This window comes from Flavobacterium aquiphilum (assembly GCF_027111335.1).
GTDB classification, from domain to species: Bacteria; Bacteroidota; Bacteroidia; order Flavobacteriales; family Flavobacteriaceae; genus Flavobacterium; species Flavobacterium aquiphilum.
Genome location: NZ_CP114288.1, coordinates 1,989,252 through 2,004,164, shown reverse-complemented (window position 1 = coordinate 2,004,164; position 14,913 = coordinate 1,989,252). Strand labels below are relative to the sequence as shown.

Sequence of the window (14,913 nt, the reverse complement as noted above, 5' to 3'; positions counted from 1 at the left end):
TTTTCATCAAAAAAAATAAAAAACAACTAAATACTCAAAAAAATATGCTTTTTTCACTAAATCCTTTATGTTTTTATCAAAAACAGGATGCGACAGGATACTAATTAAATATACTACTGATATTTTTACAGTAATACAAAAAATCATCAATTTTAGATTATGTATTAGCAAATTCAAGGACTAACGATTACCAAAAAAACCAAAGAATAATTATTAATAATGAGAACTAAACTTCAGTATTGCTTTTTAGCATTCCTATTAGCATTCACAATCTCTTGTTCTTTGAGCACTTTGGCCCAAGAGACAAGTAATTCTCCTTGGCCAAAATCAACTAATATTAATCAGCCTTGGGCTCGTTGGTGGTGGATGGGAAGCGCAGTGGACAAACCTAATTTAAAAAAAAGTCTCTTGGATTTTCACAAAGCCGGAATTGGTGGAGTTGAAATAACTCCTATATATGGTGTAAAAGGCGAAGAAAATAATTTCATCGACTACCTATCACCTAAATGGATGGAAATGCTCGATTACACTATTAAGGTATCCGACAGCCTTCATATGCAGGTCGATATGGTTCTTGGAACAGGATGGCCTTATGGAGGTGCCCATGTAACACTTCCTCATGCTGCAACAAAGCTAATTGTGGAAAAATATCAAGTAAAAAAGAATGAAACAATCGATAAAAAAATAGCACTTGACAGTACAAAAGAAAAAGTACCCGCTACACTTTTATATGTGGTTGCTTATGGTAGTAACGGTACTTATGCTAATTTAACCGATCAGGTTGTAAACCAAAAGGAAAAACCCAATCAACTGAAATGGAAAGCAAAAAAAACCGACTATACTATTTATGCCGTTTTTAGCGGTAAGACAGGCCAGCAAGTCAAAAGAGCTGCCCCGGGTGGCAAAGGATATACTTTGGATCATTATTCCGAAGAAGCGCTCAATGAATATGTTGTTCCGTTTGACAAAGCTTTCAAAGGGCGCGAAGGCAAAATTCGCGCTATATTCAATGACAGTTACGAAGTTTACGGAACTGATTTTACACCAAATTTTTTCGAAGAATTCAAGACCAGAAGAGGTTATGATTTGAAAGAGCAATTACCTGCTCTGCTTGATGAAACAGACAATATAACCAGTAACAGAATTCGAAGCGATTACCGCCAAACATTGTCGGATTTATTGCTAAACAAATTTGACAAACCTTGGACTAATTGGGCGAATGCCAAAAACTTCAAAACCAAACTTCAAGCTCACGGTTCGCCAGGAAACTTAATTGATTTATACGCTTCGGCTGATATTCCTGAGTGTGAAACTTTTGGCTCTATGCCTTTTGATATTCCGGGCTTTAGACGTGAAAAAGAAGATATCCGCGAGGGAGATGCTGATCCTGTAATGCTCAAATTCTCTTCTTCGGCGGCACATATTTCAGGGAAAAATCTGGTTTCATCCGAGACTTTTACATGGTTAAGAGAGCACTTTAAAACAGCGTTATCACAATGCAAACCCGAAGCCGAAGATTTAATGCTTAACGGAATCAATCATATATTCCTTCACGGTTCGACTTATTCTCCAACAAGAGCTGCGTGGCCGGGATGGAAATTTTATGCATCTGTAAACTTTAACGCTAATAACAGCATTTGGGAAGATGCACCTTCCCTATTTTCCTATATTGCGAACTGCCAATCGATGTTGCAACAAGGAAAATCAGACAACGAAACATTGCTCTACTGGCCTATTTTTGATACTTGGGACAAAAATCTTAAAGGAACTTTATTTTTCCAATTTAAAATACATTCCTTATCCGAATGGTTATACGAGACTTCGTTTTATGACACAACCAAAAGTTTAATCAAAAAAGGATATGGAGTCGATTTTATTTCGGACAACTTTATTGCCCAAGCCAAAGTTGTTGACGGAAAAATTAGTCTGCCAGGAGGAACTTTCAAATCCTTAATTGTTCCGGCTTGCAAAAAAATGCCTTTAGCAACTTTGCAAAAACTTATCGATTTACAAAAAGCCGGAGCAATCATTATATTTGAAGGATTACCAGAGTCTGTTCCTGGATTTTATGATTATAAAAATCAGGAGCAACAACTTAAAGCTCTTTTAGAAGCAAACAAAGAAACTGTAAAACCGGTTACAGATATTTTTAAAGCTTTAGAAAATGTTCAGGTCTTCCCTGAAACACTTGTAGAATTAGGCCTCAAATACACTCGCCGAATTGTTGACGGTGAAAAATTATATTATCTCGTAAATCATTCATCTAAAACAGTAGAAGGATTTATTCCGTTGCAAATTGGTAATAAAGAAGTGGTGATTTTCGATCCTTTGACAAAAGATTTTGGCAATGCTATCGTAAACAAAAATGACAAAACTACATTGGTTAAACTTAGAATTGAACCAGGACAATCCTTTTTCCTAAAAACAGAAAATACCGCTTCGCAAAAAAGATGGAACTACTATGAAACCGCTGCTGATGGCGTTGCTTTGAACGGAAAATGGCAAATTAATTTCGATAAAGGTGGCCCACAATTACCTCCAAGCGCAACAGTTTCTAACTTAGAATCTTGGACAAAATTAGGTCCTGAAGCCGAAGCTTTCTCTGGATCAGCGACCTATACTTTACAATTTGACAATCCGAATGCCAAAATTGACAATTGGTACTTAAATTTGGGTGATGTTCGCGAAAGTGCAAAAGTTTGGTTAAACGATAATTTTATTGGTACAGCTTGGTCTGTTCCGTTCAAATTGCAGACTGGGAAATTAAAACCCGGTAAAAACATTTTGAAAATTCAGGTTACTAACCTATCTGCCAACAGAGTTAGGGATATGGAACTGAAAGGTCAGGAATGGAAGATTTTTTACGAAATCAATATGGTCGATAAAGATTATAAAAAGTTTGATGCTACAAAATGGAGTCCAATGCCTTCAGGATTACTAGGGCCTGTTAGCCTTACACCGTTAAAAAAAGAAAATTAATTATAACAAATAATAAAATGAAAAAAATAGTATTGTTTTTCGCCTTATGTTTTTCATCAATAAGCTCGATTACAGCTCAGGAAGCATTTGATAAAAAATTAATTTTAAAACAAATGATGCTTGCCAATGATTATTTTATGCAAAAATGGCCTGATGTAGGCAAAACCATTGTTACCAATAAAGAGCGTCCTAGCCATATCTGGACTCGTGGTGTTTATTATGAAGGATTGATGGCTTTGCATGAAATTTTCCCAAAAGAGACTTATTATGATTATGCCTATTCCTGGGCTGAATTCCACAAATGGGGCTTTAACGGAGGAAATACTACCCGAAATGCCGATAATTATTGTGCTGCTCAAACCTATATTGATTTATACAATTTAGAACCGGATTCAAAAAAATTAAAAAATACAAGAGCAAACATCAATATGCTTTTGAATACTGCTCAACTCGATGACTGGTCTTGGATTGATGCTATACAAATGGGAATGCCTGTTTTTGCAAAAATGGGGGTGATCGAAAAAGACGATCGTTATTTCGAAAAAATGTACCAAATGTACATGTATTCAAGAAACAAACATGGTGATCACGGTCTTTTCAACCCAAAAGACGGACTATGGTGGCGTGATGCCGATTTTGATCCTCCGTATAAAGAACCAAACGGACAAGATTGCTATTGGAGCCGTGGGAATGGTTGGGTAATTGCAGCTTTGGCAAAAGTCCTGACCATAATTCCAAAAAATGCACCTCACAGAGAACAATATGTAAACGATTTGAAAGCAATGGCTGCGGCATTGAAACCAATTCAAAGAGCCGATGGATTCTGGAATGTGAGTTTGCATGACCCAACAAATTTTGGCGAAAAAGAAACATCTGGTACAGCTTTATTCATTTACGGAATGGCTTATGGTGTAAACAGCGGAATTTTGAAAAAAGAAACCTATTTACCTGTTATCCAAAAAGCTTGGAATGCTGTCACAAAAGAAAGCTTACATGACAATGGATTCTTAGGCTATTTGCAATCAACAGGAAAAGAACCAAAAGACGGACAACCATTATCTTATGACAAAATCCCTGATTTTGAAGATTACGGATTGGGATGCTTTTTATTGGCAGGTTCTGAGGTTTATAAAATTAAATAATCGTTATTTTGTCAAAACCAAATTTTATGACCAAATTAAACTATTTTAGCCAAAAGGTATCTTTATTAAGTTTATTATTCGGAATGGCAATATCCTGTTTTTCGCAAAGCAAAGAAATAAAACTATGGGACAATATCCCCGGTGCAATAACTGCCGAAGGATATAAAGAAGAACCAAGAATCGATGCTCAAGGAAATATTACAGGAATTAAAAAAGTTACCGAACCTACCTTAAAAATATTTTTGGCAGAAAACAAAGGTGCTAAAAATGCTGCGGTTGTTATTTGCCCTGGCGGAGGTTACGCCCTTCTGTCTCACGAAAAAGAAGGTGATAAAGTAGCAAAATGGCTTCAATCTGTTGGAGTTTCGGCTTTTGTTTTGAAATATCGATTGCCAAGTGATGCCATTATGAAAGATAGGACAATCGGGCCACTACAGGATGCACAGGAAGCGATAAGAACTTTGCGCCGAAATGCTGACGAATGGAATCTTGACATATCAAGAATTGGTATTATGGGCTTTTCAGCAGGAGGACATTTGGCTTCTACTTTGTCAACACATTACAATGACAAGGTTTATGAATCCAAAGACAATACCAGCGCTCGTCCGGATTTCTCTATTTTGATTTATCCCGTAATTTCAATGGAAGACGGAATTACGCACAGCGGTTCGAAAGAAAATCTTATTGGGAAAAATGCCAGCAGTGAATTGGTTGCAAAATATTCGAATGAGAAACAAGTTAACGAAAATACTCCTAAGACATTTTTGGTACATGCCACTGACGACAAAGCGGTTCCTGTAGAAAACAGCATCAATTATTATTTGGCATTAAAGCAAAACAAAGTTCCAGCCGAAATGCATTTGTATGAAAATGGCGGACACGGTTTTGGTTTAGGAGTTGCCGGAACCAATAAAAATTGGCCAAACGCCTGCGAAAAATGGTTAGCTGCCAACGGACTGATTAAAGGTCCTGACACTTATTTATTTGCTTATTTCAAAGGAAACGGAGAGGACGGTTTACACTTGGCTTACAGCAATGACGGCTACAAATGGGAGGCTTTAAAGAAAGATGCTTCATTCTTGACTCCTGAAGTTGGTAAAGACAAACTGATGAGAGACCCTTGTGTCATAAAAGGTGGTGACGGCTTGTACCACATGGTTTGGACGGTAAGTTGGACAGATAAAGGGATTGGCTATGCTTCTTCAAAAGATATGATTCACTGGTCAAAACAAGAGTTTATTCCGGTTATGGCTCATGAAGAAAAAGCCCGTAACACTTGGGCGCCCGAAATCACTTATGATGAAAAGTCAAAAACATATATGATTTATTGGGCTTCCACTATTGACGGAAAATTTCCGGAAACACAATCAACCGAGGAAAAAGGATATAATCACAGAATATATTATACCACAACCAAGGATTTCAAAAAATTCAAACCTACAAAACTGCTTTATGAACCAGGCTTCAATGTCATCGATGCGACTATTGTAAAACAAGGCGAAGGATATGCGATGTTCCTAAAAGATGAGACTAAAGTTCCAGTTCAGAAAAACTTAAAAATTGCTTATAGCAAAAACCTAACTGGCCCTTACACTAAAGCAAGTGACCCTATTACAGGAAATTACTGGGCTGAAGGACCAACAGCAATTCAGATTAATGACGAATGGACAGTTTATTTTGATAAATATACTCAGAAAAAATACGGAGCTGTAAAACAAACTTCCAAAGGTTGGGAAGACATCTCCGAACAAATCAGTTTCCCGACGGGAACTCGTCATGGAACTGTTATCAAAGTTCCGGCAGAAGTTATTGCTAATTTGAAGAAAGAATAAAAACTGACTTTTTTAATAATTCTCAAGAGCCTGTAAATTTAAGTATTTACAGGCTTTTGTTATTTTATGCTGTCTTGGAATCCTTATCTTTACTTTCAAAAATTTTTTCCATGCAAAAAACCTATTCACTTGTTATTCATCCATCAGACGAAATTCTTGGTTTGGTAAAATCCATGAAAGAGCAATTAGCGGCAGAAGTGGGCTGGTTCAACAGTAAAAATTCTGTGGGGCATATCACCATCTGCGAATTTAAAACAACCGAAAAGGAACTTGAAAATATCAAAACCCAAATCAAAAAAATATGCGCAAAACTGTCTAACGTTGATGTGCATTTGAATGAATTTGGTTCTTTTCCAAACGGCGCTTTTTTTATAGCACCCGACAATGATTCCAAAAAAAGTTTAAAGCGAATCATGAAGCAATTCCATATCTCATTGCTTCTTCCCGACATGCTGAAAAGCGACAATCCTCACCTTACCATCGCCCGTCGCCTTAAACCCGAAAATCTTGTCAAAGCCAACCAAATGTTCACTACAATAGACTTAAACTTCGTTTGCGACAACGTGGTCTTAAGAGAATTTGACGAAAAAGTAAAGCAGTTTTTTGTGATTGACACTTTTGAATTTGGCAACAATCCGCAACCCGAAATGATTCAAGGGACACTTTTCTAGATCTTACAGGCCATTATTTATGATTTTTTTGACAAAATGAAAAAAATCGGCTTAGTAAAAAACGTTAAATTGCGATTCTAAAACAATGAAAATTTCTCCAAATATGCTATCAATGAAATTCGCAATAAAACACACTTTCATTATTGTTCTCTTGCTTTTTGTGTCTATCGCAAAAGCGCAAAAACCAGCGATCAATTTCTTGCAAAATGACTATAAATCGGCACTTGAAAAATCCAAAGCCACTAAGAAGCCTATTTTTGTTATGGTTTACGCCACCTGGTGTCCGCATTGCAACAAAATGAAAAATACCGTTTTAAAAGACGCTTCTGTAATTGATTTTTTCAACACCAATTACATCAACGTAATGATGGATGGCGAATCGGAAACGGGGAAAGATTTTATGAAAAAGTTCAAAATAACTTCGTTTCCAACCTTTTTATTTCTGGATAACAACGAAACCCATTTGTATAGCACCGGAGGAGAATTTACTTCAGAAGAATTTATTTTGGAATCCAAAAAAGCATTAAATCCAAATACTCAAATTCCCTATTTAGAGAAACAATTTAATGACAATAATAGTAACCCAGAAACTTGTCTTCTTTATCTAAATGCCATAAAAAAAAGCATTGAAAGATACAAAACGGATGATGTTGTTGCCAAATACATGTCTACACAACCCAAAGATCAACTATTTACCGCTATCAACTGGAAGATTTTTGCCTTTGGCGTTAATAAATTGGATACAAAAGAGTTTGATTTTCTGTTGAATCACCAAAGTGATTTTGCCAAAGTATCGTCTCCCAAAAGAGTCGATGCCAAAATCGTTAGCGTAGTCAATCAAGCTTTAACGCACAACATGGAAAGCATGGATTCTATTGCATATTCTAAAAGCAGGGCCATTGCAAAAAACAGTAATATCACAAAAGTAGATTCCTTAGTATTCAAATACGATTTACAGATGTATGAGGCCTGCAAATGTTGGACAAAATACAAACAAACTACACTAGAATCCGTTCAAAAATGGGCTTGGAATGATTATAAAACCATCAATGAGATTTCTAAAATTTACATACTCCACGTAAAAGAAACAGAAGATTTACAAACAGCTATTGCGTGGGCAAAACATTCACTGGAATTGAACAATTCAGCTGAGAGTAATTTTCTGCTCGCACGATTGTGCAACAAAATCAAGGATAAAAAATCGGCAACTGATTATGCTCGAAAGGCCAAAGCCATCATAACAGCAATGGGTTGGGATACCAAAGATATTGACCAGTTTTATTTGGATTTGGGGATAAAATAACTTTTTATAACCTATTTTCCAAGTAAAAAAAGCCTGCCAGAAATTAATCGTAAGCAGGCTTCGTTATCGAAATAATTGAATTAGTAAGCACATTTATTTCTAATTTTTATTCTTCAATCGATCGATCAATTCCCTGCGGTATGTGATTCCGATTGGTAGTTTTTCATCTTTAATGGTGACAAAATCCTTTTCGGCGGCATCAATTTTGTCTAATGCGACGATATAAGATTTATGGATGCGCATAAAGTTTTTTTCGGGAAGGCATTTCTCAAATTCACTAGTGGTTATGGAGGCGAGATAAATCTTTTTCAACGTGTACAATTTCACATAATTACCAAAACTCTGAGCAAACAAAAGTTGGTCCAATTCGATATCGATAAAATAACCATCCACTTTTACGCTTACCGAATTGACAACTTCCTCCTCCGTTTTGATCACATTTTCGGATGCAAAAAAACGGTCGATAGCCTTTAAAAAACGGGGGAAATAAATAGGTTTCAGCAAATAGTCAATTACTCCGTAATCATAACTCTCAAGAGCGTATTCGGAATAAGCGGTTGTTAAAATGGTTTTAGGATGTGTTGGAATGATTTTCAGCAGTTCCATACCCGAAATCTCAGGCATATTAATATCAAGAAACATCAAATCGACTTTGTTTTCCCGGAGATAATCCATGGCTTCGATGCCGTTGTAACCTTGAAAAACCAACTCCAATTGTGGATTCTGTCTGATGTAGTTCGCCAAAACATAATGTGCGGCCGGCTCATCATCAACAATAATACACTTTTTGACTTCTTTCATTATAAAATCTTTTTGAGTTGCAATTTCAAATCAACAATATAAGTGTTTTTATCGTCCTGAATATCTAGTTTATAGCCTTTTCCATAAATTAAATTCAAACGCTCAATAGTATTTTTTATTCCGATTCTAGTTGAAACCACATCGTTTTTCTTTGGAATCGAATTCACGATATGTAAATGCAGCAAACCGTTTTCAACCGTAATTATGATTCGGACAAAACATTTTTCTATGGCACAAGTTCCATGTTTGAAAGCATTTTCGATAAAAGCAATCAGCAACATTGGGGAGACTTTATAAGCGTTTTCATTGTCGATTTTACAATCATAAGTAACATCGCAACGATAGCCTACACGTTCTTTTTCGAGCTGTACATAGCTGTTTATAAAATCAAGTTCGTCTTCAAGAGAAACGCATTGTTTGCTGTTGCTTTCGAGTTGATAGCGCATCAATTGCGAGACTTTCATAATCAAATCGGAGGTTCTTTCAGGAAATTCCAAACTGATTCCGTAAAGTGTATTGAATGTATTGAACAAAAAATGAGGATTCAACTGCCCTTTGAGCGCATTCAACTGCATTTGATTGAACAGCAAAGCTTCATCGGTTTGTCTTTTGTGAATTCTATAAAATTTAAAAACGATTATCGGACTCAAAATACAAACCAATGTTCCTAAAACACTGGCTAATTGATACAAATAACTTCGTTGATGCGAGTTTTGGTACAAATTGAATTTATTGAAAAAGTCCAAAGAAGTGATTTCGAATAAAACTATCGAAAACACAAGTACTCCCAATAAGGTTAAACCAATGTAAGTTAACGGCCTTTGTTTCTTGAATAATATTGGCAATATGAAAAAACGGTTGAATTGGGCATGCATGTACAAAATCAGATAGAACAAAATTCCCATCAAAATGGAAGCTACGGAACTGAATAGCATCCAATCATTTTTTAACGTATAAATGGTGAATGAAAAACAGACGACGGCAATTTCCTGCCACCATTTGTTATCCATCATATTATCGAACTTTTTATCCATTTCTGATACTTAATAATTTGCAAATTAACCATAAATATTTCGTTTTTATTTCTAATAAATGATGAATTGAATTGGTCATTTATGATTGTATTACATCATTTAAGAAGGACTATTTCAACGCAAGAGAAATAATTTTGCTCCACTAATCATTTTTTAAGTTTTATGTATTTCAAAAAAATTACTTTTTTGCTTGTACTGATTTTTGCCACTGTGGGCTATTCACAGACCTTGACTTTGAAAGAAGCCATAAAAACAGGTCTTGAAAACTTTGGTTCAATCAAAGCAAAAAACAACTACGCCAACGCTTCGCGCGAAACGCTCAAACAGGCGCACCGCGATTATTTACCCAATCTTAGTTTGTCAGCCCAACAGGATTATGGAACGGTCAATGGACAAAACGGACCTTTATACGGATTTAATGGTTTAGGAACGGCTTCTTCCGGTCCAACATTGGCCGAACAAAACTGGAACGCCGCTTTTGGGGCTTTGTATCTCGCTAACGTAAACTGGGACTTTTTCACTTTTGGGAAAATTCAGGAAAAAATCAATTTGGCCAAAATTGATGTTCAGTCCAAAGAAACCGATTTGAAACAGGAACAGTTCCAACAGGAAATTAAAATTTCTTCGGCTTATCTAAATTTATTGGCAAGCCAAAGATTATTGATTTCGCAACAAAAAAATTTAGCCCGAACCGAAGTTTTCAAAAGAACTGCCGTTGCAAGGGTTAAAAACGGATTACTTGCGGGAGTAGATTCAACTTTGGCGACAGCCGAGGTTTCAAAAGCTAAAATCGCCCTGAACCTTGCCAAAAATCTGGTAAAGGAGCAAAACAGCAAATTGGTCGATTTAATGGGGGTTGCACCACAAAACATTATTACAGATACTGTTTTTGTGAACCAAATTCCAAAGAACATCGTTATGGATGAAAAAGCCACTGACAGCCTACATCCTTTGCTGAAATTCTACAAAACAAAAATTGATTACAGCAACCAACAAACAAAGCTGTACAAACGATTTTACTATCCAACTATGAGCGCTTTTGGAGTAATGCAAACGCGAGCTTCGGGTTTTAATTATGATTATGCTTTGGATCGAAATTCGTTCAGCAGAAATTATTTGGATGGCGTGAATCCCGACCGTTCCAATTATCTGGTCGGAATTGGAATTACGTGGAATTTAACCACTCCGTTTCGAATGAGTAAACAAGTAAGCGCTCAAAAGTATGTTACTCAAGGTTTGCAGGAAGAATACAATCAGGCCGATCGTGAACTGAAATCACAATTGAATTTGGCAGAAGAAAAAATAAAAATCACACTTGATAATTATGCCGAAGCTCCTGTACAGGTAAAAGCGGCTGCTCAGGCTTATCTGCAAAAAACGACTTTATACAAAAATGGCCTAACTGATTTGACTGATTTGACCCAAACCCTATACATTCTAAATCGTGCCGAAATCGACAGAGATATTGTCAACAATAATGTGTGGCAGTCATTTTTGTTAAAAGTAGCTGCAACAGGTGATTTTGACTTATTTATAAATGAATTTTAACATTTTAAACACATAGAACATAGCTAATCTCAATTTTTTAATTAGTCGTTTCACTTAATTTTAAAATACATAGTCTATGTGAAAACCAAGTATTGGTCTATCACAATCTTTTTTTTCTATGTTTCTATGTGTTTAGTTTTTTTAATTTCTTAAATACTTAACAATTTGAATTTTAATAAAAAATCATAATGAATTTAATACGCTTTGCACTCCGCAAACCCATCTCGATACTGGTATTGGTGGCAGGCTTGTTCTTTTTTGGTATTGGAGCCATAAAGGAAGTTAAAGTTGACATCCTGCCCAAAATGAACCTTCCGGTAATTTACATTGCTCATCCGTTTGGTGGATATACTCCTGACCAAATGGAAGCCTATTTTGCCAAAAACTACGTTAATATTCTACCTTTTGCCAATGGTATAAAATCAGTCGAAACCAAGAATATTCAAGGTTTGATGATTATGAAAATAACCTATTACGAGAACACCAATATGGCGCAGGCCGCTGCCGAATTGGGTGCGCTTTCGAATAGGATTCAAGCGGGATTTCCTCCGGGAACCCAACCACCATTTATCATCCGATTTGATGCTTCTTCATTGCCAATCGGGCAATTGGTATTGAGCAGTAAAATACGCTCCAACAACGAATTGCAGGATATGGCAAACGTCTATGTCCGCGCTTCGTTTACTTCGATTCCGGGATTGTTGTCGCCGGCACCCTTTGGCGGAAGCCCAAGAACAATTGAGGTTAACGTTGACCCTGATTTGCTGCGCTCGCATAACATGACACCCGACCAAATTGTAGAGGCGATTCGATTAAACAACCTTACTGCCCCTTCGGGAAATGTTAGAATTGGCGATAAAAACTATATCACGCCAACGAATAATACGATTAGAGAAGTTAAAGATTTTGAAAAAATTCCGTTGTTTAAAGGTGGAGTTCAAAACCTGACTTTGGGAGATGTCGCAACGGTAAAAGATGGTGCCGATATTACCGCAGGTTATGCTTTGGTAAACGGAAAACGTTCGGTTTATATCAGCATTGCCAAAGCGGGAGATGCTTCAACCTGGGACGTGGTTAAGAAACTAAAAGCCGAATTGCCAAAAATCCAAAGTACACTGCCTGAAGACGTAAAATTATCCTATGAGTTTGACCAATCGGTTTACGTAATCAATTCGGTTAAAAGTTTAATTACCGAAGGAATAATTGGTGCGGTACTGACAGGATTAATGGTTTTATTGTTTCTTGGCGACCGAAGAGCTGCCCTCATTGTGATTATGACCATCCCGATTTCTATCATTTCGGGAGTTTTATTCCTTAAATTATTTGGGCAAACCATCAATTTGATGTCGTTAAGCGGACTAGCTTTGGCGATCGGAATTTTGGTGGACGAAAGTACGGTAACCATTGAAAACATTCACCAACATCTCGATATGGGCAAGCCGAAGGCACTCGCTATTTGGGATGCGTGTAAAGAAATAGCGTTGCCAAAACTGCTTATTTTGCTTTGTATCTTGGCGGTTTTTGCTCCTGCCTTCACAATGGTGGGAATCCCGGGAGCCTTGTTTTTGCCTTTGGCGTTGGCTATTGGTTTTTCGATGATATTTTCGTTTTTATTGTCGCAGACATTTGTGCCTGTAATGGCGAATTGGCTGATGAAAGACCATGCAAAAATTGAACATGAACCAAACATTACCGATGATGAAGCCGAGTTTAACGCTTGCGGATTAACACCAGAATCTGAAAAAGATATCATCAGCCAAAAAAGGGTGATGGTCGAAAGAGAAGATTTTAACAATGATCATAAAATAAGTGCTTTCGAAAGATTCAGAATCCGATTTATGAAAACGCTGAACCGTCTTTTTCCACACAAAAAAGCGAGCAGTTTGATTTACCTCATCGGAATTACACTTTTGGCAGTTTTGTTCCTTACAACAATAGGAAAAGATGTATTTCCAAAAGTGAATTCGAGTCAGTTCCAACTTAGAATGCGAGCCCCTGACGGAACACGATTGGAACGTACCGAAGAAAAGGTGGTTTTGGTTTTAAAAGAATTAAAGAAAATGGTTGGTCCGGAACACATCGGGATTTCATCGGCCTATGTGGGACAACACCCATCGTTGTTCTCGATTAACCCAATCTACTTATTCATGGCGGGGCCGCATGAGGCGGTTTTCCAAGTGAGTTTAAAGGATTACGAAACCGACATGGACGATTTCAAAGACGAATTTAGAAAACGAATCAAAAAGATTTTGCCTGATGTAAAAATTTCGTTTGAACCGATTGAGCTTACCGATAAAGTATTGAGCCAAGGCTCTCCTACTCCAATCGAAATTCGAATTGCAGGAAAAGACAAAAAAAGGAATGAGCTTTACGCCAACCAAATTGTCGATAAACTGAAGAAAATATCCTATTTCAGGGATGTGCAAATTGGTCAGCCGATTCATTATCCTGCAATGAATATTGAAATTGACAGAACCCGAGCCGCCGAATTGGGTGTTGACATGAATGACATTTCACGTTCGTTGGTCGCCTCGACATCATCTTCAAGATATACTGAAAAAAATACTTGGATTGATGAAAAAGCAGGACTCTCGTACAACGTGCAGGTGCAAGTTCCTTTGAACAAAATGAAAAGTCAAACCGATATTGGGGAAATTCCCGTATTGAAAAATTCGCTTCGTCCGGTTTTGAGTGACGTTGCCAAAATTACGCCCACCTATGTAAATGGTGAAAATGACAATTTAGGTGCTATGCCTTTCATCACTGTAACAGCAAATACCTATCAAACGGATTTGGGTACTGCAACAAAAAATGTGGCGGCAACAATCAATTCATTGGGAGAATTGCCACGTGGTTTGTTCATTGAACCCATAGGTATGACCAAAGTATTGAATGAAACATTGAGCAGCTTACAACTCGGATTATTAGTTGCCGTTTTTGTAATTTTCTTGATGCTTGCCGCCAATTTTCAATCGTTCAAGGTTTCTGCTGTTATTTTAACAACCGTTCCCGCGGTAGTTTTAGGAGCTTTATTAATGCTGACAATCACTGGTTCGACACTGAATTTGCAATCTTATATGGGAATCATCATGTCGGTTGGGGTTTCGATAGCCAATGCCGTTTTATTGGTTACCAATGCCGAGCAATTGCGAAAACGAAGCGGAAATGCCCTTGAAGCGGCGCGTGAAGCGGCAGGTTTACGACTCAGACCTATTATCATGACAAGTGTGGCTATGATTGCGGGAATGTTGCCTATGGCGATTGGTCATGGCGAAGGAGGCGATCAGGTTTCTCCATTGGGAAGAGCCGTCATTGGAGGATTATTATTTTCGACTTTTGCCGTATTGCTGATTCTGCCTTTAATTTTTGCTTGGGCACAAGAAAAAACATCGACGCAATCTATCTCTTTGGACCCCGAAGACAAAGAAAGCATCCATTATATATCATCATTAAAACATAAAAAGAAAATCGCCAAGAAGTAATTTGTTGCAAACAAATAAGCGATACTATAAATAATAACTTTTAGATTTATGAAATCGCCATTAACAATAAGTTTGCGTAAGCAAACACCGACAAATAAAAAGGCGATAACATATATGACCG

General features: G+C 37.0%; 9 protein-coding genes. 7 read left to right on the top strand and 2 right to left on the bottom strand.

Annotation, left to right across the window (positions count from 1 at the left end; translation table 11 throughout):
• Nucleotides 1-219 precede the first annotated feature (219 nt).
• The 5 genes from OZP12_RS08535 (at nucleotide 220) to OZP12_RS08515 (ending at nucleotide 7,927) form a co-directional block, all read left to right on the top strand.
• Nucleotides 220-2,979 carry a glycosyl hydrolase gene (locus tag OZP12_RS08535; protein WP_281228630.1) on the top strand — a complete coding sequence of 920 codons (2,760 nt, stop codon included), beginning with the start codon at nucleotides 220-222 and terminating at the stop codon, nucleotides 2,977-2,979.
• Between the two features lie 17 nt (nucleotides 2,980-2,996).
• Nucleotides 2,997-4,121 carry a glycoside hydrolase family 88/105 protein gene (locus tag OZP12_RS08530; RefSeq protein WP_281228629.1) on the top strand — a complete coding sequence of 375 codons (1,125 nt, stop codon included), beginning with the start codon at nucleotides 2,997-2,999 and terminating at the stop codon, nucleotides 4,119-4,121.
• A 26-nt stretch (nucleotides 4,122-4,147) separates the two neighbouring features.
• Entirely contained in the window at nucleotides 4,148-5,953 is a 1,806-nt protein-coding gene (locus OZP12_RS08525) for an alpha/beta hydrolase fold domain-containing protein (RefSeq protein ID WP_281228628.1), read from the top strand.
• Between the two features lie 110 nt (nucleotides 5,954-6,063).
• Nucleotides 6,064-6,624, top strand: coding sequence for a 2'-5' RNA ligase family protein (locus OZP12_RS08520; protein WP_281228627.1), 561 nt, complete (start codon nucleotides 6,064-6,066; stop codon nucleotides 6,622-6,624).
• Between the two features lie 112 nt (nucleotides 6,625-6,736).
• Nucleotides 6,737-7,927, top strand: a complete 1,191-nt coding sequence (locus OZP12_RS08515; RefSeq protein WP_281228626.1) for a thioredoxin family protein — start codon at nucleotides 6,737-6,739, stop codon at nucleotides 7,925-7,927.
• Nucleotides 7,928-8,026: 99 nt separating this feature from the next.
• Here the strand turns inward: OZP12_RS08515 and OZP12_RS08510 are convergent, their stop codons facing one another.
• Complete coding sequence (locus OZP12_RS08510; protein WP_281228624.1) at nucleotides 8,027-8,728, bottom strand: LytR/AlgR family response regulator transcription factor; 702 nt, start codon at nucleotides 8,726-8,728, stop codon at nucleotides 8,027-8,029.
• Nucleotides 8,728-9,741 (bottom strand): sensor histidine kinase, encoded by a 1,014-nt coding sequence (locus OZP12_RS08505; RefSeq protein WP_281228623.1) that lies wholly within the window; start codon nucleotides 9,739-9,741, stop codon nucleotides 8,728-8,730. The genes OZP12_RS08510 and OZP12_RS08505 overlap by 1 nt, the downstream gene beginning before the upstream one ends.
• Before the next feature lie 207 nt (nucleotides 9,742-9,948).
• Here OZP12_RS08505 and OZP12_RS08500 point away from each other — a divergent pair, with 207 nt between their 5' ends.
• Nucleotides 9,949-11,310, top strand: coding sequence for a TolC family protein (locus OZP12_RS08500; protein ID WP_281228621.1), 1,362 nt, complete (start codon nucleotides 9,949-9,951; stop codon nucleotides 11,308-11,310).
• A gap of 188 nt (nucleotides 11,311-11,498) precedes the next feature.
• Nucleotides 11,499-14,792 (top strand): efflux RND transporter permease subunit, encoded by a 3,294-nt coding sequence (locus OZP12_RS08495; RefSeq protein ID WP_281228620.1) that lies wholly within the window; start codon nucleotides 11,499-11,501, stop codon nucleotides 14,790-14,792.
• The last annotated feature ends 121 nt before the right edge of the window (nucleotides 14,793-14,913 follow it).